21 protein-coding genes and 5 tRNA genes are annotated in these 23876 nt (G+C 74.7%); 17 read left to right on the plus strand and 9 right to left on the minus strand.

Features of this window, described 5'->3' with window-relative positions:
- Nucleotides 1-179: 179 nt before the first annotated feature.
- From I3F58_RS13420 to I3F58_RS13440, 5 genes are all read left to right on the plus strand, one after another.
- The gene (locus tag I3F58_RS13420) at nt 180-806 is read left to right on the plus strand and encodes a GNAT family N-acetyltransferase (RefSeq protein WP_240108607.1); all 627 of its coding nucleotides are present in this window, start codon (nt 180-182) and stop codon (nt 804-806) included.
- Between the two features lie 96 nt (nt 807-902).
- Nucleotides 903-2123: a precorrin-6y C5,15-methyltransferase (decarboxylating) subunit CbiE gene (gene cbiE, locus I3F58_RS13425; RefSeq protein WP_240108609.1), complete on the plus strand. Its 1221-nt coding sequence runs from the start codon at nt 903-905 to the stop codon at nt 2121-2123.
- A 307-nt stretch (nt 2124-2430) separates the two neighbouring features.
- Entirely contained in the window at nt 2431-6039 is a 3609-nt protein-coding gene (cobT, locus tag I3F58_RS13430) for a nicotinate-nucleotide--dimethylbenzimidazole phosphoribosyltransferase (RefSeq protein ID WP_240108610.1), read from the plus strand.
- Nucleotides 6040-6584: 545 nt separating this feature from the next.
- Nucleotides 6585-7814 carry a uroporphyrinogen-III C-methyltransferase gene (gene cobA, locus I3F58_RS13435; RefSeq protein ID WP_240108611.1) on the plus strand — a complete coding sequence of 410 codons (1230 nt, stop codon included), beginning with the start codon at nt 6585-6587 and terminating at the stop codon, nt 7812-7814.
- A gap of 14 nt (nt 7815-7828) precedes the next feature.
- A complete protein-coding gene (locus tag I3F58_RS13440) occupies nt 7829-8647 on the plus strand; it encodes an RNA methyltransferase (protein ID WP_240108612.1) in 819 nt (272 codons plus the stop codon).
- A gap of 12 nt (nt 8648-8659) precedes the next feature.
- Here the strand turns inward: I3F58_RS13440 and I3F58_RS13445 are convergent, their stop codons facing one another.
- Complete coding sequence (locus I3F58_RS13445) at nt 8660-10009, minus strand: serine/threonine-protein kinase (RefSeq protein ID WP_240108613.1); 1350 nt, start codon at nt 10007-10009, stop codon at nt 8660-8662.
- A 535-nt stretch (nt 10010-10544) separates the two neighbouring features.
- Here I3F58_RS13445 and I3F58_RS13450 point away from each other — a divergent pair.
- Nucleotides 10545-10754: a hypothetical protein gene (locus tag I3F58_RS13450; RefSeq protein ID WP_240108615.1), complete on the plus strand. Its 210-nt coding sequence runs from the start codon at nt 10545-10547 to the stop codon at nt 10752-10754.
- Nucleotides 10755-10971: 217 nt separating this feature from the next.
- Here I3F58_RS13450 and I3F58_RS13455 read toward each other — a convergent pair.
- The 3 genes from I3F58_RS13455 to I3F58_RS13465 all read right to left on the minus strand — a co-directional run bounded on the left by I3F58_RS13455 (nt 10972) and on the right by I3F58_RS13465 (nt 11228).
- Nucleotides 10972-11043, minus strand: a tRNA-Val gene (locus I3F58_RS13455).
- A gap of 1 nt (nt 11044) precedes the next feature.
- Nucleotides 11045-11118: transfer RNA gene (locus tag I3F58_RS13460), tRNA-Cys, on the minus strand.
- A gap of 37 nt (nt 11119-11155) precedes the next feature.
- Nucleotides 11156-11228: transfer RNA gene (locus tag I3F58_RS13465), tRNA-Gly, on the minus strand.
- Between the two features lie 181 nt (nt 11229-11409).
- Between I3F58_RS13465 and I3F58_RS13470 the strand changes: the two genes are divergently transcribed.
- Genes I3F58_RS13470 through I3F58_RS13480 form a run of 3 tightly spaced genes read left to right on the plus strand, consistent with a single transcriptional unit; the run spans nt 11410 to nt 14190 of the window.
- Nucleotides 11410-12477, plus strand: a complete 1068-nt coding sequence (locus tag I3F58_RS13470; RefSeq protein WP_240108616.1) for a chorismate-binding protein — start codon at nt 11410-11412, stop codon at nt 12475-12477.
- Nucleotides 12478-12479: 2 nt separating this feature from the next.
- On the plus strand, nt 12480-13295 hold the full coding sequence (locus I3F58_RS13475; RefSeq protein WP_240108618.1) for an aminotransferase class IV: 816 nt from the start codon (nt 12480-12482) through the stop codon (nt 13293-13295).
- Between the two features lie 55 nt (nt 13296-13350).
- Nucleotides 13351-14190 (plus strand): GNAT family N-acetyltransferase, encoded by an 840-nt coding sequence (locus tag I3F58_RS13480; protein WP_240108619.1) that lies wholly within the window; start codon nt 13351-13353, stop codon nt 14188-14190.
- Between the two features lie 10 nt (nt 14191-14200).
- Here the strand turns inward: I3F58_RS13480 and I3F58_RS13485 are convergent, their stop codons facing one another.
- On the minus strand, nt 14201-14728 hold the full coding sequence (locus I3F58_RS13485) for a DsbA family protein (protein WP_240108620.1): 528 nt from the start codon (nt 14726-14728) through the stop codon (nt 14201-14203).
- A 146-nt stretch (nt 14729-14874) separates the two neighbouring features.
- Between I3F58_RS13485 and I3F58_RS13490 the strand changes: the two genes are divergently transcribed.
- Both I3F58_RS13490 and I3F58_RS13495 read left to right on the plus strand, forming a co-directional pair.
- On the plus strand, nt 14875-15351 hold the full coding sequence (locus I3F58_RS13490) for a hypothetical protein (RefSeq protein WP_240108621.1): 477 nt from the start codon (nt 14875-14877) through the stop codon (nt 15349-15351).
- Between the two features lie 124 nt (nt 15352-15475).
- Complete coding sequence (locus I3F58_RS13495) at nt 15476-15676, plus strand: hypothetical protein (RefSeq protein WP_240108715.1); 201 nt, start codon at nt 15476-15478, stop codon at nt 15674-15676.
- A 19-nt stretch (nt 15677-15695) separates the two neighbouring features.
- Here the strand turns inward: I3F58_RS13495 and I3F58_RS13500 are convergent, their stop codons facing one another.
- Nucleotides 15696-16259 (minus strand): CGNR zinc finger domain-containing protein, encoded by a 564-nt coding sequence (locus I3F58_RS13500; RefSeq protein ID WP_240108622.1) that lies wholly within the window; start codon nt 16257-16259, stop codon nt 15696-15698.
- A 288-nt stretch (nt 16260-16547) separates the two neighbouring features.
- Nucleotides 16548-16961: an SsgA family sporulation/cell division regulator gene (locus I3F58_RS13505; protein ID WP_003959770.1), complete on the minus strand. Its 414-nt coding sequence runs from the start codon at nt 16959-16961 to the stop codon at nt 16548-16550.
- Between the two features lie 199 nt (nt 16962-17160).
- Here I3F58_RS13505 and I3F58_RS13510 point away from each other — a divergent pair, with 199 nt between their 5' ends.
- Both I3F58_RS13510 and I3F58_RS13515 read left to right on the plus strand, forming a co-directional pair.
- Nucleotides 17161-17727: a TIGR02611 family protein gene (locus tag I3F58_RS13510; RefSeq protein WP_374207965.1), complete on the plus strand. Its 567-nt coding sequence runs from the start codon at nt 17161-17163 to the stop codon at nt 17725-17727.
- A 66-nt stretch (nt 17728-17793) separates the two neighbouring features.
- Nucleotides 17794-17868: transfer RNA gene (locus I3F58_RS13515), tRNA-Val, on the plus strand.
- A gap of 105 nt (nt 17869-17973) precedes the next feature.
- Here I3F58_RS13515 and I3F58_RS13520 read toward each other — a convergent pair.
- Nucleotides 17974-20457, minus strand: a complete 2484-nt coding sequence (locus tag I3F58_RS13520; RefSeq protein WP_240108624.1) for an SCO7613 C-terminal domain-containing membrane protein — start codon at nt 20455-20457, stop codon at nt 17974-17976.
- 112 nt (nt 20458-20569) lie between these two features.
- Between I3F58_RS13520 and I3F58_RS13525 the strand changes: the two genes are divergently transcribed.
- Nucleotides 20570-21019: an SRPBCC family protein gene (locus I3F58_RS13525; RefSeq protein WP_240108625.1), complete on the plus strand. Its 450-nt coding sequence runs from the start codon at nt 20570-20572 to the stop codon at nt 21017-21019.
- Between the two features lie 39 nt (nt 21020-21058).
- Nucleotides 21059-21130, plus strand: a tRNA-Val gene (locus I3F58_RS13530).
- Nucleotides 21131-21213: 83 nt separating this feature from the next.
- On the opposite strand, the gene I3F58_RS13535 is transcribed toward I3F58_RS13530, so the two are convergent.
- Entirely contained in the window at nt 21214-21942 is a 729-nt protein-coding gene (locus tag I3F58_RS13535) for a 3'-5' exonuclease (protein WP_240108626.1), read from the minus strand.
- 167 nt (nt 21943-22109) lie between these two features.
- Here I3F58_RS13535 and I3F58_RS13540 point away from each other — a divergent pair, with 167 nt between their 5' ends.
- Together I3F58_RS13540 and I3F58_RS13545 are read left to right on the plus strand one after the other, a co-directional pair.
- Nucleotides 22110-22679: a DUF4365 domain-containing protein gene (locus tag I3F58_RS13540; protein ID WP_240108628.1), complete on the plus strand. Its 570-nt coding sequence runs from the start codon at nt 22110-22112 to the stop codon at nt 22677-22679.
- On the plus strand, nt 22679-23833 hold the full coding sequence (locus I3F58_RS13545; protein WP_240108629.1) for a hypothetical protein: 1155 nt from the start codon (nt 22679-22681) through the stop codon (nt 23831-23833). The genes I3F58_RS13540 and I3F58_RS13545 overlap by 1 nt, the downstream gene beginning before the upstream one ends.
- Nucleotides 23834-23876: the final 43 nt, after the last annotated feature.

A 23876-nucleotide genomic window follows, 5' to 3' on the forward strand; every position in this document is an offset into this window, starting at 1 on the left:
GCCCAACGGCCACGGTCCTCGCAACTCCCACAGATCGCGGGTGTTGCGAGGACCGTCAGAACCCAAGCCGGGTGTGCGGGGCCCGTCCCGTCCCGCCATGCACAGGCACCCGTTCATGCTGCATGCTGTCCGTTCACGGCCTTCACCAACAGTCCCCGTCCTCTCGCATGGAGTTGCGCATGACCACCACGTTTCCTGACATCTCCATCAGTACGGAACGGTTGGTGCTGCGCCCGTACGACGCCGCCGACATTCCGGCGCACACCGAGATGATGAACGACGAACTCGTCGTCACCTGGACCTCCGCACCCCACCCCTACACCACCGCGCACGCCGACGAGTGGGTCCGCAGGATCGCTCCTGCGCAGCGCGCAGGGGGCCACGGACTCGTCCTCGCCGTCACCGAGTTCCTCACCCAGCGGCTCGTCGGCAGCCTCCACCTGCGCCACACCGACTGGCGGGCCCGCAGCGCCGGGATCGCCTACATCACCGCCCCCTGGGCCCGCGGCGAGGGCTACGCCACCGAGTCCCTCCTCGCCCTCGCCCGGTGGCTGTTCCGGGAGCAGCGCTTCGAACGCCTCGAGCTGCGCACCGCCGCCGACAACACCGCCTCCCAGCAGGTCGCCCAGAAACTCGGCTGCATCAGCGAGGGCGTCCTGCGCAACGCGGGCATAGCGCGCGTCCAGACGGAGGACGGCCACTGGACCGACACCAGGACCGACCTCATCCTCTGGAGCCTGCTCCCCGAGGACCTCGAAGGCGTCACCGACCACGACCGCCTCGCCGACGCCGGTTACTGGAACTGATCCCGCACACCCCGGCGGACCTTCGCCGCCGCCCCGTTCCGGGTACGCTCAACCCTGCCTCGACCTGCAACGACACGACCAGGGAGAAAGACGAAGATGGCCGACCGGGTCACGGTGATCGGATGGGACGGCTCCCCCCTCACCACGGCCGCGCGCTCCGCACTCTCCGCCGCCACCCTCGTCGCCGGAGCCGCCCACCACCTGGCCCTCCCGGAGATCCCCGCCGACGCCGAACGCATCCGGCTCGGCAGCCTCGGGCCCGCCGCCCGCCGTATCGCCGCCCACCGCGGCACCGCCGTCGTCCTCGCGGACGGCGACCCCGGCCTCTTCGGCGTCGTCCGCGCCCTGCGCGACCCCCGGCACGGCCTCGAAGTCGAGGTCGTCCCGGCCGTCTCCTCGGTCGCCGCGGCCTTCGCCCGCGCCGGCATGCCCTGGGACGACGCCCGGATCGTCGTCGCCACCGCCCGCACACTCCGCCGTGCCGTCAACGTCTGCCGAGCCCACCCCAAGGTCGCCGTCCTCACCTCACCCGGTGCGGGCCCCGCCGAACTGGCCCTCCTCCTCGACGACGTCCACCGCACCTTCGTCGTCTGCGAGGCTCTCGGCACCGACCGCGAACAGGTCTCCGTCCTCACCTCCGACAAGGCCGCCGACCTCTCCTGGCGCGACCCCAACGTCGTCATCGTCATCGGCGGCCCGGCCGCCACCGGCCCGGCCGCTCCCGCCGGCGGCTGGCTCATGGGCGCGCCGCCCCAGGACCCCGTACGCGGCTGGGCGCTGCCCCCGGACACGTACGGTGACGAGGACCCGCCCGGTCCCGGCGCGGGCGTCGAGCTGCGCGCCGCCCAGCTGGCGAGGCTCGGGCCCCGCCCGGGAGACCTCGTCTGGGACATCGGCTGCGGGCACGGAGGCTTCGCCGTGGAGGCCGCACGGTTCGGTGCCGCCGTCATCGCCGTCGACGCCGACCCCGCGGCCCGCGCCCGCACCGAGGCCGCCGCCCGCCGCCTGGGCGTCCAGGTCCAGACGGTCACCGGGCGGGCCCCTTATGCACTGGAGCGGCTGCCCGAACCCGATGTCGTGCGGGTCGGGGGCGGGGGAGCGCACGTCGTGTCCGCGTGCGCCGACCGGCGACCCGAACGCATCGTCGCCCACGCCGCCACCCGCGACCAGGCCGAGGCCATCGCCGCCGCCCTCCGGGACGGCGGCTACCAGGTCGAATGCGCCCTGCTCCAGTCCGTCGACCTGGATCCCGGTGCCTGGTCAGAGCGCCGCCGCGCAGTGGCCTTCCTGCTGGCCGGGCGCAGGTCCGCCCCGTGATCCCGTGGTGACCGCGGGCCGGGTAGGCTGGCCGACCGTTCCACCGCAGCCGGACAATTCGTCGGTACGTTCGTCAATATCCGGAGAAGGGGCCCCCTTTGGGGCACCATGGGGGAGAACGCGACCGGGTGGTTGCGCAACGTGGCGCAGTCCACAGCGGATCGCGGCACAAGCCGCTGCCGTGACGGCCGGATGCGGCGAGAATGCTGCACGTCCGCGTGGAGCCTCGTGCCGCGCGGCGCGCACGCTCGTTATCCGTTGACGGGCGGGACTCTGAAGGAGCACAACCGATGGGCGAGGGGTACGCATGACTGACACCGGCCAGGTCCCGGGCGAGGGACAGCCGGAGAACGACGGGCTGGTGGAGCAGCCGGGCATGCCCGTACCGGGTGCGTACACCTTCCTCGACCCCTCCGAGAACACCCCGGACGAAGACGATCTGCTGCTCATGCCGGGCGCCCAGGGCGCCTGGACCGAGCCGCAGCCCGGCGTGACCCCGGCACCGCCGGTGGCCGTCCCGGCCCCCGTGCCGGCTGCTCCCGATCCCGCTGCCGCTCCCGGTCTTGCCTCCGTCCAGGCTCCGGTGTCCGGGACGCCCGCGGGCGGGGTGCCCGTCGCGGGGATGCCCGTGGGCGGTCCGGCCGTCGGCGAGGCCGCCGCCGTGCCCGGGCACGCGCCCACGCCCGCTCCCGTCTCCGCGATGCCGGGGGCGCAGGCTCCCGCTGCCGCTCCCGCCGCGGTGCCCTCGGCGGAGGGCCTCGCTCCGCAGCCCGCCCCGGCCGCGCCGGAGCAGTTCGCGCAGCCCGAGCCGATGCCGCAGGCGCCGTACGACCCGCTGACCGGGGAACTGCCCCCGCAGCCGCAGGCCGTCCCGTACGGCATGGCGGACGCCCACGAGGCCGGTGCCCACGAGGCGGGGGGCCGTGACTCGGTCTCCGTCGACCTCGGAGCCGTACGGATGCCGCCGCCCGCTCAGGCGGCCACGGGCCCCGCAGCCATGGCGCAGCCGCCTCGGCGTCCGCTGCACATGGGCCCGCCCGTGCCGGACGCGACCGGAGGCGTGGTGCGTTCCCTGGCAGACCGGGGACCGGCCACGATGGCGCAGCCCATGGCCGCGCCGAACCCGGCGCCCGCGCCGCAGGGGTCGCCCACGGTCGGCCCGGAGTACCTGGACGTGCCGCGAGACGAGGCCGTGGCAGCCGTCGCCGCGCCGGGGCCGCAGTTCGCGGACATTCCGCCGCAGGGCGCCGAACCGTGGTCGTCGGTGCCGGTGCCCCCCGAGCCACAGCAGCCCCAGGCGCCCGTCGCCACCCCCGCAGAAACGGTCGGCCCGGACACAACGGGACAGTTCGTCCCCGTGGAGGGCCCCCTCCCGGTGCCCGAGCACCTGGCCCCGGTCCCCGTGCCCCCGGCAGGCTCCCCCGCACCGGAGGAGCCCGCGCCCCGGATGCCCGCGGGCGAGGGGGAGGCGGCGGCGCCGGAGGCTGCGAGCCCGGAGGCCGCCGTTCCGGAACCGGTCGCCGCTCCGGTCGGGCCGGAGGCCGCGGCAGCGGTTCAGGCCGTGCCCGCCGAGCCCGTGGCCGGTGAACCGGTCGAGGCCGCGCCGGTGGCCCAGCAGGCCGCGCCGGTGGCCCAGCAGGCCGCGCCTGAGCAGGCGGCCGAGCAGCAGGCTCCCGAGCAGGCGGCTCAGCCGGTGACCGCGGCCCCCGCGGAGGCGCCCGCCGCCGCACCGGCCGCCGGTACACCCGCCCCGGGTACGCCGGTCACCCCGCAGGACCCGGCCGTGCAGCCCGGGCTTCAGCCCGAGCCCCAGCCCGTGGCCGCCCAGGAGACCGCGCCCACCGTCCCCGCACCGCGTGACGGCGGCCCCACGGCGGAGGCCCCCGTGCCCGATGCCGCCACGGCACCGGAGCCGGTGGCGGCGGAGGCGCCCGGGGCCGTCGAGTCCCCGGCAGTGCCGCAGGCCGCCGCCGCGGAGCCCGCACCGGCGCCGGAGGTCCGGCCCGGGCCCGCCGCGACGGAGGAGACACCCGCACAGGCTCCCGAGGCCGGGGAGACCGTCCCCCCGGCGGCGGAGGCCGGGGCCGACGGGGCGCCGGCCCCGGTGGAAGCCCCGGAGCAGCCCGCCTCCGGGGCCGAGCCGGCCGGGGTCACGGGTGAGCCCGCCGCGGACACCGCCCCCCTGCCCCCCGCTCCCGGCTACGCCGACGACGAGCGGGAGACGATCATGCGGGTGATGCGGGAGCGCCGCGACATCCGCAACGGCTTCCGCAGCGACCCGATCCCGCACGAGGTACTGCTCCGGGTCCTGGAGGCGGCCCACACGGCGCCGTCCGTGGGCCACTCACAGCCGTGGGACTTCGTCGTCATCCGCTCCGCCGAGACCCGCCGGACGATGCACGAGCTGGCGCAGCGGCAGCGGGAGGCATACGCGAAGTCGCTGCCCAAGGGCCGGGCGAAGCAGTTCAAGGAACTGAAGATCGAGGCCATCCTCGACACCCCGGTGAACATCGTCGTCACCGCAGACCCGACCCGCGGCGGCCGCCACACGCTGGGTCGTCACACACAGCCCCAGATGGCCCCGTACTCGTCGGCGCTCGCCGTCGAGAACCTGTGGCTGGCGGCCCGTGCGGAGGGCCTGGGCGTCGGTTGGGTCAGCTTCTTCGACGAGCGTGAGATGGTCCGTACGCTGGGCCTGCCCGAACACCTGGAAGTCGTCGCCTACCTGTGCGTGGGCTACGTCGACGAGTTCCCGGAGGAGCCGGAGCTGATGCAGGCGGGCTGGTCGAAGCGCCGCCCGCTGTCCTGGGTCGTCCACGAGGAGACGTACGGCCGCCGCGCGCTGCCCGGCGAGGAGCCGCACGACCTGCTCCAGGAGACCATCGCCAACATCCGGCCGCTGGACGCGAAGGCGCTCGGTGAGGCGTGGGAGCGCCAGAAGCGCATGACGAAGCCCGCGGGGGCGCTCGGCATGCTGGAGATCATCTCCGCGCAGCTCTCCGGACTCTCCCGTACCTGTCCGCCGCCCATCCCGGAACCGGCCGCCGTCGCGATCTTCGCCGGCGACCACGGGGTGCACGCGCAGGGCGTCACCGCCTGGCCTCAGGAGGTGACCGGCCAGATGGTCGCCAACTTCCTCGGCGGCGGCGCGGTGTGCAACGCGTTCGCCACGCAGGTGGGCGCGGAGGTCTGTGTCGTGGACGTCGGAGTGGCCGCCGAGCTGCCCGCCACCCCGGGCCTCCTGCCCCGGAAGGTGCGGCCCGGCACGGCCGACTTCACGGCGGGCCCGGCGCTCACCCACGAGGAGGTGCTGGCCGCGATCGAGGTCGGCATCGAAACGGCCCGGGACCTGGTCGCCGCCGGCAACAAGGCGATCCTCACGGGCGAGATGGGCATCGCCAACACGACGGCGTCCGCCGCGATCATCTCGGTCTACACGGGCGTGGACCCGGCCGAGGTGACCGGGCGGGGCACCGGCATCAACGACGAGATGCACGCCCGCAAGGTCGACGTCGTGCGCCGCGCGCTGGAACTCCACCAGCCGGACCCGGCGGACCCGGTCGGCGTCCTCGCGGCGATCGGCGGCCTGGAGCACGCGGCCATGGTCGGGTTCATCCTGGGCGGCGCGTCCATGCGTACACCGGTCCTGCTGGACGGCGTCAGCGCGGGCGCGGCGGCCCTGGTGGCCCGTGCCGTCGCGCCCGAGTCCCTCGCCGCCTGCATCGCGGGCCACCGCAGCGCCGAGCCCGGCCATGTGGCCGCGCTCAACAAGCTGGGCCTCCGCCCGATGGTCGACCTGGACCTCCGCCTCGGCGAGGGCACCGGCGCCCTGCTGGCCCTGCCTCTGGTCCAGAGCGCCGCCCGCGCGATGCACGAGGTCGCCACGTTCGACTCAGCGGGTGTCACCGAGAAGTAGCGTCTGCGGCCCGCCGCGCCGACCGGGCCGCTCCGCTGCGGGCACGCGTTCCTCCTCTCGTGCCGGGGGGTCCCCGAGGTGACGGGGGCCTTCCGGTACGACCCACGCCGGGAGCCCGGGCACAGCGGGGAGGCGGCGCCGTGGCCGAAGAACGTGTGCCCGGCTCGCACCTCTCACGCTGCGCGCCCTCCCGGGGCGTGTGGGCCGGTGCCGTCTCGGGGGATCAGCTCCTCGCGACGGCCCGTGCGCGTGCGGGGCTCCTGGCGGATGGCCGCCGTCGCGGCGACCGGCCGTCCCGGGGGCCGCGGGCCGGTGCGGTAGCGCGTGCTCCGGCGCCGTGCGCCACCCCGCTGCCGCCGTGTGCGGGCCGGACCCGAGGACCGGGTCCGGACCTGCGGGCGTGACGCGATCAACGGGCTCCGGGGGCCGAGGCCCAGGCCCCCGCCCCGTATCGTGGTCGCCAGCGCGAGCACTGCCGCCGCCCCCTCACCAGCCACTTCACCGCCGCAGTGGCCCCGCCCACCCGCCGAGGAGACCACACCGCCATGGCCGGTAACGCCGAGCAGCCCGCCTATCCCGTCGGACTCCGCCTCTCCGGGCGCCGGGTCGTCGTCATCGGCGGCGGCCAGGTCGCCCAGCGCCGCCTGCCCGCCCTGATCGCCGCAGGCGCGGACATCACTCTCGTCTCGCCGTCCGCCACCGCCTCCGTGGAGGCCATGGCCGAGGCCGGCGAGATCCGCTGGGAGCGCCGCCGCTACGAGGAGGGCGATCTCCAGGACGCCTGGTACGCCCTCATCGCCACCCCCGACACCGAGGCCAACACCCGCGCCTCCGCCGAGGCCGAACGCACCAGGACCTGGTGCGTTCGCTCCGACGACGCCGAGGCCGCCACCGCCTGGACCCCGGCGACCGGTCGCATCGAGGGCGTCACGGTCGCGGTCCTCACCGGCAACGACCCGCGCCGCTCCGCCGCCGTCCGCGACGCGATCGTGGAGGGCCTGCGCGACGGCAGCCTCGCGGCGCCCGCGCACCGCTCCCGTACCCCCTTCGTCGCCCTGGTCGGCGGCGGGCCCGGGGACCCGGACCTCATCACCGTCCGGGGCCGTCGCCTCCTCGCGGAGGCGGACGTCGTCATCGCGGACCGCCTCGGCCCCCGCGACCTCCTCGACGAACTGCCCCCGCACGTCGAGGTCATCGACGCCGCGAAGATCCCGTACGGCCGCTTCATGGCCCAGGAGGCCATCAACAACGCCCTGATCGAGCACGCCGAGCAGGGCAGGTCCGTCGTCCGGCTCAAGGGCGGCGACCCGTTCGTGTTCGGCCGGGGCATGGAGGAGGCGCAGGCGCTCGCCGCCGCCGGCATCCCCTGCACGGTCGTCCCGGGCATCTCCAGCTCCATCTCGGTGCCCGGCGCCGTCGGTATCCCCGTGACGCACCGCGGCGTTGCCCACGAGTTCACCGTGGTCAGCGGTCATGTCGCACCCGACGACCCGCGCTCCCTCGTCGACTGGGCGTCACTGGCGAAGCTGCGCGGCACGCTCGTGATCCTCATGGGCGTCGACAAGATCGGGAAGATCGCGGAGGCCCTGATCGCCCACGGCAAGGCTCCGGACACTCCGCTCGCCCTCGTCCAGGAGGGCACCACGTCCGCCCAGCGCCGCGTGGACGCCACCCTCGCGACGGTCGCGGAGACGGTCCGGGCCGAAGATGTCCGCCCGCCCGCCGTGATCGTCATCGGGGACGTCGTCCACGAGAACCCGCAGAAGCAGAAGTAGGGACACCGACACCCGTGGCCGAGCTGATCACCGTCGACGATCCGACCGACCCCCGCCTGCACGACTACACGGGCCTCACGGACGTCGAACTGCGCCGCAGACGCGAGCCCGAGGAGGGGCTGTTCATCGCTGAGGGCGAGAAGGTGATCCGCCGGGCCCTGGACGGCGGCTACGCCATGCGGTCGATGCTGCTGTCGGCCAAGTGGGTGGATGCCCTGCGCGATGTCATCGACGCCTCCGACGCCCCGGTGTACGTGGTGACGCCCGCCCTCGCGGAGCAGGTCACCGGCTACCACGTGCACCGGGGCGCCCTCGCCTCGATGGCCCGCACCTCCCTCCCCGACGCCCGGGACCTGCTCCGTACGGCCCGCCGCGTCGCCGTGATGGAGGCCGTCAACGACCACACCAACATCGGCGCCGTCTTCCGCAGCGCCGCCGCCCTCGGCATGGACGCCGTGCTGCTGTCGCCGGACTGCGCCGACCCGCTGTACCGGCGGTCGGTGAAGGTGTCGATGGGCGCCGTCTTCTCCGTGCCCTACGCCCGCCTCGACAGCTGGCCCCGGGACCTGGACGCCGTACGGGAGGCGGGCTTCCGGCTGCTCGCCCTCACCCCGGACGCCCGCGCCACCACCATGGACGAGGCGGCCCCGCACCGCATGGAGCGGGTGGCACTGATGCTGGGCGCGGAGGGCTCGGGCCTGTCGGAGCGGGCGCTGAAGGCCGCCGACACCTGGGTCCGTATCCCCATGGCGCACGGGGTGGACTCCCTGAACGTGGGCGCCGCCGCAGCGGTCGCCTTCTACGCGGTGACGGCGGGCCGCCCGCAGGACTGAACCGGCAGGGGTTCAGCCCTGGAGGGCCTGCGCCCCCGCGATGCCCAGCAGCACGATCAGCGTCACCACGACGAAGACGAACAGCCGCTGGCGCAGCAGCCGGGGGTTGGCGGGCCTGCGCAGTCCGGACGTGGTCCCGGTCCCGGTACCGGTGCCGGACCGCCGGGAGCCGGTGCGGGAACCGGCGGAGGACCCGTGCGGGGCGCCGCTCCGGGACCCGCCCGTGTGCGGCCCGGCCCCCGCGCGGGACGCGGGACGCGGGACGGGAGTGCGCAGCGTACGGCGCTGGGCGCCGCGCTCCCCGCGCGGCTCGGCCGCCCGTTGCTCGGGCCGCTGGTCCGTCCTCTGCTCGCCCCGGTGCTCGGCACGGTCCGGCGCGCTCCGCCCGGTGGTCCGCTCCGTGTACTTCTCCGTCGGCCGTACAGGCGACCGCTCGCGCCCCGCATGCCCCGCGCGGGATCCGGCGGGGCCGCCTCGCTGGGAGGCCGTGACCCGCTCGGTCCGCACCGCGGCGGCACCGCGCCCGGTCTCCGGCAGTCCCTGCGCCTCGCGCGCGGCGATCTCCTTCAGCCGCAGCGCCAGCTGCAGCGTGCTGGGGCGTTCCTCCGGCTCCTTCGCCAGACAGGCGCGCAACAGCGGCGCCAACGCGTCCGGCACCCCCGTCAGCAGCGGCTCCTCGTGGACCACCCGGTACAGCAGCACCTCCGAGCTGCCGTGGCCGAACGGCGAGTCGCCCATCCCCGCGTACGCCAGCGTGGCCCCCAGCGCGAACACGTCCGTCGCGGGGGTGACCGCGGCACCCCGCACCTGTTCGGGCGCCAGGAAACCGGGGGAGCCCACCGCCGTTCCGACGTGCGTCAGAGTCGACGCGCCGGTCGCCCAGGCGATGCCGAAGTCGATGATCCTCGGCCCCTTGGGCGACAGCAGGATGTTCGACGGCTTCAGGTCCCGGTGCACGACCCCCGCCTCGTGCACGGCGACGAGCCCTTCCGCGAGCGCCGCCCCGATCGCGGCGACGTCGGCCGCGCCCAGCGGCCCCTCCTCCGCGATCTTGTCGTGCAGCGAGGGGCCCGGCACGTACTGGGTGGCGAACCAGGGCCGCTCGGCCTCCAGGTCGGCCGCCACCAGCCGCGCCGTACAGCCGCCGCGGATCCGCCGCGCGGCGGACACCTCCCGGGCGAAGCGCGACCGGAACTCCTGGTCCTCGGCGAGATCCGGCCGGATCACCTTCAGCGCGACCCGCTGCCCGCGCCGGTCGGAGCCCAGGTAGACGACCCCCATCCCGCCCGCGCCGAGCCGCCGGTGCAGCCTGAACGAGCCGACGACACGCGGGTCCTCGCGCCGGAGCCGCATCATCGCCATGTCCGTCCCCTACCTGCCGTGGGAAGCCCCCCACCCCGCTGCCGCGGTCCACTTGATGCCGCCCAGCTTACGTATCCGGGACCCGCCGCGCTCATAGGCCGCGCCCTCCCGCCCGGTCGATTGTCAGTGCTGGGCACCCGCCCTGAGGCCGTCTCACCAACCGCCGCCCCAAGGGCCCATGGCGTCACCGGGACCTCAAGCCCCTTGTGCCGAAAGCCTCTTGGGGCACTTCTTGTCCTGAACGGCCGCCGGGCGGTGCGGGGGAGACATACGTGAGCGAAGTCACCACCGCCCCACCCGGGACGCGGGTCCCTCGTCGGCCCCTCCGGGAAGACCCTCAGCGCCCCGCCGTGCGTCTCCAACCAGGGGAGTACGCGACCCGCCGCCGCGTCCTCCTGGAGGAGGCCCGGCAATGGGTACGCGGGCATGACGCCCCGGGGCCCGGGCTTCCCTAGTGTTGAGGACAAGCGGTGGGTGCGGCACTCGTCCCCCGAGGTCACGCGCCCACCGCATCACCGACCACAGGGGAGGAGCCATGGCGGACACGGCATCGCGGACGCTGATCCGCACGCGAGGGCGCATGACGTCACTCGCCGCGTTCGGCGTCCGACCGTCGGGCCGGCGGCATCCGCTGGTGGCGACGGCCATGGTCCTCCCCCTGGCCACGCTCCTGGTCGTCGTGTTCGGCGGCTGGGAGGCGGTGGTGACACAGGCGTCGTCCGTGGGCGTGATGCTGGGGCGCTGAGCGGGCGCCCCGGACCCGGGAGAGCGGCCCGGGTCGGGGACATCCGGCCAACCCCGTGGGGACGGGGGTGCGGCGGACGGCAGAGGCGGCCGGTCAGCTGGGGAGCTGACCGGCCGCCTTTCTGCTGCGGCTCGCCTCTGCTGTGGTCCGGTCCTGCTGTGGTCCGGTTCTGCACGAAGAAGCCCCGGCCGCACAAGGCGGCCGGGGCTTCCGGCGGTGGACGATACTGGGATTGAACCAGTGACCTCTTCCGTGTCAGGGAAGCGCTCTCCCGCTGAGCTAATCGTCCTTGGAGGTGGAGACGGGATTTGAACCCGTGTAGACGGCTTTGCAGGCCGTTGCCTCGCCTCTCGGCCACTCCACCCGGAGCGCAGGGGGTCTCGGGAAGATCCCCCACATCGAGCGGACGACGAGATTCGAACTCGCGACCCTCACCTTGGCAAGGTGATGCTCTACCAACTGAGCCACGTCCGCTTGTCGTTTCCGTTCCGCTTCCGCGTCCCGGCGACGTGTTGAACTCTAGCGGATTCCTGGGCCAGTACAAAAACGCGTTTCCGCAGCGTGCTGGCCACCCCCCTCCCGGGGCCCGCCCTCCGGCTTCTCCGGCGCCGACGGGCGAGAGCCGCGCGGCCCCCGCGGGCCTACACTCGCATCCGTGCACGACCTCGCTCCTCTGGCCCGCTTCGGCGGCCTTCTCGCGACCGACCTGCGGGACGTCACCAGTGACCCGGAGGCCCTCGACTCCTCCGGCTTCTGGGCCGTCGCCGCCGACTTCGAGGGCCGCCTCACCTGCGCCCGCTTCGGTGACGTCCGCCCCGCCCCGGTCCCCGCGCCCGTCCCCGGCCGCTGGCAGGGCCCCGCGGCCGACGCCTGGACGTCGTCCCTGGACCACGCCGCGTACACCGCCGGCGTACGGCGCATCCGAGAGCACATCGCGGCCGGCGAGGTCTACCAGGCCAACCTGTGCCGCGTCCTCTCCGCGCCCCTCCCGCCCGGCGCCCTCGCCACGGCCGACGTGGACGCGCTCACCGCCCTGCTCGCGCGCGGCAACCCCGCCCCGTACGCAGGAACGATCCGCCTGCCCGCGCACGGCGTGGAGATCGCCACCGCATCCCCCGAGCTGTACCTGCGGCGCGACGACCGCACCGTCGAGTCGGGGCCCATCAAGGGCACCGGCAGGACCGCCGAGGACCTGCTGCCCAAGGACCACGCCGAGAACGTGATGATCGTCGACCTGGTCCGCAACGACCTGGGCCGGGTCTGCGCCACCGGCACGGTCACCGTCCCCGAGCTGTGCGCCGTCGAGCCCCACCCCGGTCTCGTGCACCTCGTGTCCACCGTGCGCGGCGAGCTCGCCCCCGGCGAGGGCTGGGCGGGGCTGCTGCGCGCCACTTTCCCGCCGGGCTCCGTCACCGGTGCCCCGAAGTCCAGCGCCCTGCGGATCATCGAGGCGCTGGAGACCGCGCCGCGCGGCCCGTACTGCGGCGGCCTCGGCTGGGTCGACGCCGACCGCCGCACCGGCGGGCTGGCCGTCGGCATACGCACCTTCTGGCTCGACCGGCCAGCCGGCCTCCTGCGCTTCGGCACGGGCGCCGGCATCACCTGGGGCTCCGACCCCGAGCGGGAGTGGCAGGAGACCGAACTCAAGGCGAGCCGCCTGCTGGCGGTAGCGTCGGGCGCGTACGAACGGGGCCTCCACGAGGCGAGCGGAAGGGCCATCTGAAGATGAAGCTGTGGGTCAACGGCGAACTGCGTGACGCGGACACCGCGAGCATCTCCGTGCTGGACCACGGGCTGACCGTGGGCGACGGCGTCTTCGAGACCGTGAAGGCGGTCGACGGCCGTCTCTTCGCCCTGGAGCCTCATCTCGACCGGCTCGTCCGCTCCGCCCGCGGCCTCGGCCTGCCCGACCCGGACCTGGACGAGGTCCGCCGCGCCTGCCGCGCCGTCGCGGCGGCCAACCCGATGCCCCTCGGCCGCCTCCGGGTCACCTACACCGGCGGCCTGTCCCCCCTCGGCTCCGAGCGGGGCGCCGACGGCCCGACCCTCGTCGTCGCTCTCGGTGAGGCCGCCCGCCGTCCCGACAGCACCGCCGTCGTCACCGTGCCCTGGCCCCGCAACGAGCGCGGGGCCCTCTCCGGGCTGAAGACCACCTCCTACGCGGAGAACGTCGTCGCCCTCGCCCGGGCCCACCGCCAGGGCGCTTCCGAGGCACTCTTCGGCAACACCGTCGGACAGCTCTGCGAAGGCACCGGCTCCAACGTGTTCGTCGTGCTCGACGGCCGCATCCACACCCCGCCGCTCGCCTCCGGCTGCCTCGCGGGCATCACCCGCCGGTTCGCCGTCGAGTGGACCGGCGCCGAGGAGACCGACCTGCCCCTGGACGTGCTGGAACACGCCGAGGAGATCTTCCTGACCTCCACGCTCCGCGACATCCAGGCCGTCCACCGCGTCGACGGCCGGGAGCTGCCCGGCGCGCCCGGCCCGGTCACCGCCAAGGCCATGCGCGTCTTCGAGGAGCGCGCCGCCGCCGCACTCTGACCCGCCTGCCGCCGCCCGCCTGTTCGGGCGCGCCCGGGTGGGTAGGAAACGGGTGATGACCACCACCCTGCGGCCGACCGGGCCGCTTCAGCAGTCCGCCGACGGCACGCTGTCCCGCGCCTACGAGGTGTGCGTCAACAGCCGGCCCGTCGGAGCCGTCCGCGTCGCGACCGCCCCCGGCTTCGGGCGTGCCCTCGGCACGATCAGCGATCTGCGCATCGACGACGCCGACCGCAGGCGCGGCCGCGGCACGGTCGCCGCGCTCGCCGCCGAGGAGGTGCTGCGCGGCTGGCGCTGCCGGCTGGTCCGTGTCTCCGTCCCGGCCGAAGCCGCCGTCGCCCTGCGTCTCGCCACCGCACTCGGCTACACGGAGCGGGGCCGCACCATGACCCGAGCCCTGGCCGAGGGCGCTGCACCCGGGGAGCCGGGGGCGCCGGGGCAGGAGACGGCCGTCCGGCCGATGCGGGACGAGGAGTACGAGCCGTGGTGGACGGCTGCCGAGGACGCGTACGTACGAGTCTGGGGCGCGCGCGGCATAGCCGGGGACACGGCCCGCGCCAAGGCCCGCGCCGACCGGGCGCGGCTGCTGCCGGACGGGCTCGCCTCACGGGGCACCCGGCTGTATGTGGCCGAGGCGGCGGACGGGGCGCCCGTGGGGCACCTGTGGCTGGGGCTGGGCCCCGCCGCGTACGTCTGGGACGTCGAGATGGCGGCGGGGCGGCGGGGCGAGGGCCACGGCCGGGCCCTGATGCGGCACGCCGAGCGGACCGCCCGGGAAGCCGGCGCCGACACGATCAGCCTGCACGTCTTCAGTGATAACACCCCGGCCCTGAGGCTGTACGAGTCCCTCGGCTACCGCACCACGCACATCCAGCTCGACAAGCGGCTGTACTGACCTCGCGGGCTCAGGAGGCGGCGAGCAGCCGGTCCGCGATCTCCTCGATCCGGGCCCGCAGCCCCTCCTGGCTCTTCCCGCCGTCCAGCCGCTCGCCGCCGATCATGTACGTGGGCGTGCCGGTGACCCCCAGGGCCTTGCCCTCCGCCTGGTCGGCGTCGACGATCAGCAGATGCCGCCCGTCGATCAGGGCGGTGTCGAACTCCTCCGCGTCCAGGCCCAGTTCCCGCGCCACCTCCAGCAGCACCGGCTCGCCCTTCGTGTCCAGGTCCGCCACCCGGGCGAGGACGGCTTCCACGTACGCCCAGCCCTTCCCCTGATCCAGGGCCTCCTCGGCGGCCTGGGCCGCGGCGTAGGCGTGCTTGTGCTTCTCCAGCGGGAAGTGCCGCAGCCGCAGCTCCAGCCGGTCCCCGTAACGCTCCCGCAGGGAGCGCAGGTCCTCCAGCGCGGTCCGGCAGTCCGGGCACTGCAGTTCGCACCAGACGTCGAGGACGACGGGCCGGGCGGAGGGGGCGGCGGGGGTGCTGGAGTCGCTCATGGGGCTCAGTCTTCCAGCCCGCCCGCCACCGTCCCAATCCGCGACGTCGAGCGTGGGACCTGGGAAGGAGGCGGCCCCGGAGATCACCCGGAGATCAGCCGGGCGGGGGCGTGCGTCATGGCCTTCGGGCGGGTGGGCGAGGCAGGATGGAAGGGACGCGACGCCCACGGCTGGAGGACCGGATGCTTGCCGAGACCATTTGCTCCGCGGTGTCCGCGGCCGGACTGGGCGTCGCGGCGATCACTGCGTACCGCCGGCGCTTCCTGGCCGCGTTCCGGGTCGCCGCGTACGCGCTCGTGCCGCTGGGCCTGGTGATGACCGGGGCCGTCCAGTGGCTGGCCGACACCGCCTTCAGTCCGTTGGCCTGGGGCGGTTTCGTGGTGCTCGGCCTCGCGTGGCTGCTCTTCGTCACGACCCGGGCCGTCGAGCGGCGCCGGGCGGGGGCCGCGGACGCGGAGGGCGGCGCCGCCGTCGCGGGGGCACCCACCCGGGGCGCCGTCGCACCGCGCGCGGGCGGGCCGTCCCTGGAGGCCGGCAAGCGCCGCACGAAGAAGGGCGGGCAGTCCGAGCCTGCCGACGACTTCAGCGACATCGAGGCCATCCTCAAGAAGCACGGCATCTGAGTCCGGGGGTCCCACCGGTGGCGCTCCCGTGCGGCGGCGTGGGGTGGCGCGAGGGGTGGCGGTAGGGGGCGTCGGCACGGCGATCGTCGGGGAATTGCGGGAACTGCCCTTTTTGTGTGGGCTGTTGGCGGATCGTAGGGCCCTGGTCTGCGCCATGATCGGCCCCGAGATGCTCGACACGACAGGGGGACAGACCCCCGCCCACGCCACCGAAGAACCGCGCGGCTGCCTTTTCGCGCTGTCCCAGCCACCGCTCATGATCTTCCTGGGGGTGATCGGCCTCCTGCTGCTGATCGCGTCCGTCCACGACCTGTTCCTGCTGTGAGCGCCGCCCGCACGCCGCGTCAGCGGGCAGCCGCCGCCTCCTTGCGGCGCGCCCGGTACGCCGCCACATGCAGCCGGTTGCCGCAGGTGCGGCTGTCGCAGTAGCGGCGCGAGCGGTTGCGGGACAGGTCCACGAACGCCCGCCCGCAGTCCGGCGCCTCACACCGGCGCAGCCGCTCCCGCTCGCCCGCCACCAGGATGAACGCCAGCGCCATCCCGCAGTCCGCGGCCAGATGGTCCGCGACGGACGCGCCCGGCGCGAAGTAGTGCACATGCCAGTCGTAGCCGTCGTGGTCGGTGAGCTGCGGCGTCGTCCCGGCCGCGGCCACCAGCTGGTTGATCAGCCCTGCTGCCGTCCGCGCGTCCGGTGCTCCGAACACGTCGGTGAACCGGCCCCGCACCTCCCGCACCGCCCGTAGATCCCGCTCGTCGAGTTCGCCGACGTCGCTGATCTGGTGGCTCTCGACGAAGGCGTACAGCGAAGGGACATCGCCCAGCTCCTCGCCGTGCCCTCCCTCCGGTGCGGTGTTCATCAGGTCCACGACCGTGTCGAGGGCGGTCCGGGTGTCGTGGGGGATCAGCACGATTCACTCCCTGGCCTGCCGGCGGGCGGGCGCCCACCGGATTCCGCAGACTCTAGCGGCTCGCTCCGGCGAGCCCGAGGGCCGCCCGCCGGGGCGGCCGGGGCGACGTGCGAGGGTGCAAGGGGCATGCGGGGCGCACGGCACGCAGAAGGGCGCCGTCACCGCGCTGTACCGCGGTGACGGCGCCCTTCGTCGGCTGGTGGGCGCCCTGCCGGCCTCACGGCCACGGGAGGGCGCCCCGGCGCCGTCGCCCCGAGTCGGACGGCGCCGCGTGGCTCCGGCATCCGGTCAGCTTTCGGCCAGGATGTGCGAGAGCTCCGTGTCGAGATCGAAGTGTCGGTGTTCGGTGCCGGGTGGCACCGCCGCGTCGGTCCGCTTCAGGAACGACTCCAGGGCCCGCGCCGGGGCCTCCAGCAGGGCCTCGCCCTCCGGTGAGCTGAGGGCGATGCAGACGACGCCCTGACCGTGGCTGCGAGACGGCCAGACTCGGACGTCGCCCGTACCGGTGGGCCGGTGCAGGCCCTCTGCGAGAAGATCGCGGGCGAAGACCCACTCGACGGTCTCCTCGGCTCCGGTGTGGAAGGTGGCGTGCACGGCATAGGGGTCGGCCGTGTCATACCGCAGGCCCGCCGGGACAGGCAGGGAAGACTCGCTCGATACAACGAGGCGCAGGTGCAGCTCGCAGCTGACCGTGGTGTTCATAAGCGCCATGGCCTTTCGCTCAGTGTGCGCTCGGGGATTCGCACGTCGGCGAAATCGACATCCCACCTATGGTGCCGTTGTAAACCCCTCTGACCTATTTGTGCCGCTTGGGGTACCTCAAATGGCGGCACGTAACCGGCGGTTATAGGTCGTTTTCGGTTTCTCGCGAGTGGCTCTCGGGCGGGGTAGGTTGGGCCCTATGAGCGCGGAGAGTGACGAGCGAAGGAAGACCCCCGCCGCCCCGGCCGGCCACGCGGGCGCCCCCGTGGGCTTCAGGCCCGCCCCGCGGCCGGGGCGGCTCGCCACCACCGCCCCCCGCATGGGTGCGGGCGGCACCCCGGAGGGCGGCGCGCCCGGCACCCCCGATGCGGAGTCCGGCGGCGAGAAGCAGGAGCGGCCCCTGGGCTCCCGGGCGCCCGCCTTCGTCAAGGCCAGCCGGCCCCTGCACCTCACCTGGCAGGTGGGGGTCTTCCTTATCGGGCTCGCCGTGGTCGTCCTCGGCGTGATCATGCTGCCGCTGCCCGGTCCCGGCTGGGTCGTGATCTTCGGCGGCATGGCCATCTGGGCCACCGAGTTCATCTGGGCCCAGCTCGTCCTGCGCTGGACCAAGCGCAAGGTCACCGAAGCCGCCCAGCGCGCACTCGACCCCCGGGTCCGGCGCCGCAACATGATCCTCACCGCGATCGGACTGCTCGTCATCGGAGCCCTGGTCGCCGTGTACCTGTGGAACTTCGGGTTCGTCATGCCGTGGACGATCGACCGCTGACCCGTCCCCACCGCCTGCCCCCGTCAGAAGCACCCGCTGACATGCGGTAATGTTTGCCGTGCGCCCGGGCGATTAGCTCAGCGGGAGAGCGCTTCGTTCACACCGAAGAGGTCACTGGTTCGATCCCAGTATCGCCCACCACCCGGCCGGAGGCCCGGGGACCATACGGTCCCCGGGCCTCCGGCGTTCCGGCCCCGGGGGGTGCGAGGGCGGCCGGGTGTCCAGGGGGCGCCCCGGACACCGCACTCACCGCATCCGCCCCACCGCCTCCCGCATGCGCCGTACATCCCGCATCCGCCGCTCGTAGGTCGCACCCACCGCCAGCAGCAGCACCCCCGCCAGCGCCGGCGGCAGCCACCGCGGCAGCACGCCCACCACCTGCGCCACATACGGTGCCAGTTCGTGCGACGCCACCAGCGCCAGCACCGCCCCGCCCAGTACCAGCGGCGCCCGCAACCGCAGCCGCGCCCCCGCCAGCGTCACGCCCAGCGCCACAAGCCCCAGCAGCAGCGGGCGTACCCAGCCCGGGTCGCCCCACGCCGCCCACAGGCTCGGCAGCAGACCGGCACCCAGCCCCGGACCGTACGCCGACCAGGATCCCACCGCGGGATCACGGCGCACCCGCAGCGCACCCACCACCAGCGCGGGCACCGCCACCGGCAGCGCGTACGCCTCCGGTACCGCGACCTCCCACACCGCCAGCCGCACCCATGTCGCCGCCAGGAACAGCGCCGCCGCCACCGGCCCCGCCACCCGCCGCCGCTCCACCCGCAGAGCCGTACCCGCCGCGAGCACCCCGCACAGGCCCAGCACCAGGGCCAGCACCGCGGGCCGCGCCACCGCGAGCCCCACCGACACCACACCCACCGCGGCACCGGTCAGCTCCACCGGTGCCCCCGCAGGACCGAGCCGGAACCTCCCCCGGGCCTTCGAGGGTGCCCGAGCAGGGGGAACGCCCATCCCCAGCAGGGCCGTCGCTCCCGGCACCACCAGCAGCGCCAACGCCACCCCATGCGCCGGCCGTCCCGCCGCCACCGCACCAGCACCCACGAACCCGGCCCACGCCAGCACCGCCGCACACGCCGAACCGGCCCGCAGCCACCCGCGCTCCCCGCCCGCCGACACCGCCGCACCGGTGAACAGCACACCCAGCACGCCCAGCACCGACAGCGTCGCCGTCTCGGTCGCCAGCCCCAGCGCCACCAGGGCCGAAGCAGCCGCCACCGCGCACCCCGCACCCGTGCCCGCAGCCGCCGCGCGTCCGGCGCCCGTGCCCGTGCCCGCGGTCCCGGGCGCCTCCGGCAGCCCCACGACGACGACCCCCGGGCGGACCGCCACCGCCAGCAGCGCCGCGGTCACCAGTGACTGCGCCCCCAGCATCACCCCGTACGGGGACCCGGCCGCCACCGGCAGCACGAAGCCCGTCAGCGCCCCCAGCCCCAACGCCCCACAGCGCGCAGCCACCGCACACCCCCACCCCTTCGGCCCGCCCGCCCGGGCCCCCACGACCGAGGCGGACAACAACACCCCGGCCACCAGCAGCACCGCCACCACCGCGGGCCACGGACCCCCCGAGCCCGACGGCGCCACACCCGACCACAGCTCGGGCACCCGCACCACCAGCGCGCCCAGCAGCCACGGAACCGCCCCCAGCAGCCCCAGCCCCAGCACACCCGACGACGCCCAGGCCAGCCCACGACGCACGGCGACCGGAACCACCCGGGCCCCGGGTCCCACCCCCACGGCCGCGATCAGCGCCACGGCACACGCCAGGTGTCCGACCGCCGCCCACTCGCCCGGCAGCACCTCCCGCAGCAGCCCGCCCCACGCCGCCACCGCGACCAGACCCGCCACCACCGCGCACGCCCGGGCCGCCACACCGCCGACCCGCCAGGCGACCGCCAGCCAGAGCACCGCACCCGCCGCCAGCAGTGCCGCGGGCTCCACACCCCCGGCCGCCACGGACACCGACGCCCCGGTCAGCACCGCACCTCCGCCCGTCACCCCGGCCGCCACCCACGCGGCCACCCGCACCCGCACCGGCCGCACCGTCACCGCCAGCGCCGCGTCCGCCGCACCGGTCACCAGCAGCGCCCACGCCACCGCCGACGCGTCACCGTCCGCGGCCAGCACCCCGAGCAGCACCGGCAGTTGCCCCGCCACCACCGCCGACGGCAACGGCACCCGCAGACCGGCCAGCGCCGCGCCGTACCCGGCCCACACCGCACAGAGCAGCGCCGCCGCCACCGCCGCGTACCCCGTGCCACCCCATGCCCACGGCTCCGCCACCAGATACAGCGCCAACGCGTCCAGCACCGTCAGGACCAGGGCCAGTGCCGCCACCGTCTCCGCCGTCGCCCCGAGCCCCCGCCGCACCAGCGTCACCGGCACGGCCAGTGCCGCCACAGTCACCGCCGTCAGGACGGCCGCACGGCCGCCGATGCCCAGGCTCCCCCAGCTGACGAGCGTGAACGCCAGCGCCGCGATCACCAGCAGCACCCCGCCCAGCGTCAGCAGCACCGTCCGCACACCCCACACGGACGCCTCCCGCACGGGCCCCGGATCCTTCGGCCCCGGTGCCGCGGCCACCCACGGAGACCTCGCGGTCGACACACTCACCAGCCACGCCCGGCGCGCCAGCAGCCACGACCGGCGCGCCTCCAGCTGAGCCAGCTCACGATCGATCAGGACCAGCTCTTCGGCCGGCGAAGGCACAGGTACGGTTCCCATACCGCGCAGTGTGGGACCCGCCACGGCCTCGCGGTATGGGCGCGGGTACTCAGATCCGGCGCCGATCCGTGTGAGTACCACCTCGTGCCCGCACAGCGGGCACACTCCCCGCATGGACTGGAACCACTACCGCTTCCGCAGTCTCTGGGACCTTCCCGCGCCCCCTGACGCCGTCTACGCGGTGCTCGAAGCGCCCGAGGGCTACCCCCTCTGGTGGCCCCACGTGCGCGCCGTCACCCGCCTCGACGCGCACAGCGCCACCGCCCGCATCCGCGCCTTCCTTCCGTACACCCTCGACCTCACCCTCACCGCGCGCCGCCGCGACCCCGCCGCCCGGGTCCTCGAGACCACCCTCACCGGAGACCTCGAAGGCTGGGCCCGCTGGACCCTCACCAGCCTCGGCCCCCGTCGCACCCACGCCCTCTACGAACAGGACGTCCATGTACGCAGCCCCCTGCTGCGCCGGCTCGCCGTGCCGGGACGCCCGCTCCTCCGCGCCAACCACACGCTGATGATGCGTGCCGGGCAACGCGGCCTCACCGCACACCTGAAGGCGGTTTGAACGGAGCCCGCCGGGACCTGTATGGTTCAGTGCGTTCCCGGGCGATTAGCTCAGCGGGAGAGCGCTTCGTTCACACCGAAGAGGTCACTGGTTCGATCCCAGTATCGCCCACCGTCGCGAAGGCCGGTCCGTACACACAAGCGGACCGGCCTTCGTCGTGTCCGCGTACGGCAGCCCTTCGAGCGTACGGCTCCTCACGCCGCCGCCGCGGGCTGGTCCGGGCGCAGCGGCCACGCCGGATCGACCGATTCCTCCTGGCCGTTCCGCGCGAACCACGCCTGCAGCCCCCGTGCCTGCGCCGCGTGCCACACCGCCTGCCGGGTGTGCAGCTCCGCCACCGACAGCTCCTCCAGCCGGTCCGCGAAGCACCGCCCCACCGCCCGTACGACATCCAGCGCCGCCACCGCGTCGGCCGCCGCGTCATGCGCCCCGTCCAGCACCACCTCGTAGTGCGCGCACAGGTCCGTCAGCGTGCGGCGCCCCTTGCGATACCGGTCCAGGTGCTTGTCCAGCACCCTCGGATCCAGTACGCACAGCGACACGTTCTGCAGATACCGTGCCAGCGACGACGCGCGGTGCCTCCGCAACTCCCGGTCCAGCAGGGTGAGGTCGAACGGCGCGTTCATCACCACCAACGGCCGCCCCGCCGCACACTGCTCCGCCAGCAGCCGGGCTATCTCCTCCACCACCGGCGCCGGCCACCGCCCGTTCCGCTGCACGTGCTCGTCCGTCAGGCCGTGCACGTCCGTCGCCGCGCGCGGTACCGGAATCCCCGGGTTGACCAGCCACCGCGTCGTACGCGGCCGCGCGCCCGCGCAGTCCTGCACCACCACCGCCGCCGAGACGATCCGGTCCCGCTCGACGTCCACTCCGGTCGTCTCCGTGTCGAAAGCCGCCAAGGGCCCCTCATACCAGCGCGCCATACCCCGAACTCCTCGTACATCACCGGCAGATGGACCGATCCCCGGCCCGAAGCGGTGATACCCGGACCGTTTGCCCTGTACGCCGCCCGGTCACAACAGACGTGAGGGCAACAGACGTGAGAGCCCGTTCAACTGACGCACAGCCAGCCCGGAAGGCACGAAGAGCCATGGCGCTCGCGGCCCAACCCGACCCCGCAGCCCCGCAGATCCCCCGCATCCCGGCGGCACGCGGCGGCCTCGCCACCACCGCCTGCATGGAAACCCTCCAGGTCGGCTACCTCCACGCCGTGGCCGCCGCAGCGGGCTGCACCCTGTCCCAGCCCTTCCCCGACAACGGCATCGACTGGCACCTCAGCCACAGTGCCCCCGGCCACACCGTCGACGACGAAGTCACCATCAAGATCCAGCTCAAGGCCACCCACCAGATCCCCCCGCGCCCCCCGGGCCCCACCTTCCCCTTCACCCTCGACAACGGACACCTCGCCAAACTCGCCCGCACCCCCGTCGCCGTCCACAAGATCCTCGTCGTGATGCTCGTCCCCCGCACCCAGGACGACTGGCTCCGCGCCCACCACGACCGGCTCGACCTGCGCCACTGCTGCTACTGGACCAACCTCGCCGGCCACCCCGTCACCGGCCGCCACCGCACCACCGTCCGTATCCCCACGTCACGGATCTTCGACGACCGGGCCCTCTGCGGAATCATGGCCCGCGTCGGGACGGGAGGGACTCCCTGATGCACCACCGACCCACCGACGGCACGGGTGCGGACGCCGCGGCCCCCGGTTCCGTCGACCCGCGCGTGCTCGGCGCCCTCCTCCACCGGCACGGCTGGCACCCTCATGGCAGCCCCGCAGGCCCCTGCACCCGCTGGACCCCACCCGTCCCCGGCACCACCCCCACCAGCCTCCTCATCCCCACCAGCCGCACCTACCCCGACGCCGACGACCTCCTCACCGATGCCCTCAGGGCCCTCACCCGCAGCACCACCCCCTCCGCACGCGACATCCTCACCAGCCTCGCCACCCCCAGCGACGAGATCCGGTGGACCCGCCACACCACCGCACCCGCCCCACCAGCCGACGCCACCCCCTGGACCGGCCACGACCACCTCCGCACCGCCGCCCGTGACCTGCTCCTCGCCGCCGCCCTCGCCGTCCACCGCCACGCCCGCCACCACGGAACCCGCAACCGCGCCCACGCCCGGCACCTCCTCGAACCGGTCCTCATCGGCACCGCCCCCGGCGCCCGCCGCCTCACCGCCCTCGTCCCCGTCGATCCCGGCCGCCCCCTCACCGAACGCCTCCACCACGCCCTCGCCGCCACCCGCGACGCCGTCGACTACGAGCGGGCCACCGGCAGGCCCGACGCCTTCGACACCGCGGTGGCCGCAGGCGTCAGCCACGAACTCACCCGGGCCCTCGTCACCCTCGTCCAGGGCACCGAGGGCGCCACCGTCGCCCTCGCCTGGGCCCCCGCCGCCGGCGCCCCCGCCGGCTGTGCCGCCCGACCCGAACCCGTCGAGTTCACCCCCGGCGACCTCCCCGTCCTCCGCCGGGCAGCGGCCCGCTACCTCCTCGACGAGCCCTCCGTCCCGGTACGCGTGACCGGCACGGTCGTACGGCTCCGCAGGGCCGGCCCCCGTGGCCCCGGCAAGGTCCGCATCCGCGTCCTGACCGGTGCCGACGTGCCGTACATCCGCGTCACCCTCCCCGAGGACGCCTACCGCACCGCCGCCCACGCCCACCTCGCCGGACAGCCGGTCCGTGTCTCCGGCCGCCTGGAGAACCGCGGCGGCTTCCGCAGGCTGACGGGTGCGCACGGGCTGGAACCGGTCCAGGTGGACGAGGCGGAACGGGACCGGCTGATGAAGACGTACGAGGAGGACTGAAGCCACCGCCGGGCAAACCGTTTCGCGGAGGGGGACGGCGGCT

It is taken from the genome of Streptomyces sp. MUM 203J (genome assembly GCF_022414595.1).
GTDB lineage: Bacteria > Actinomycetota > Actinomycetes > Streptomycetales > Streptomycetaceae > Streptomyces.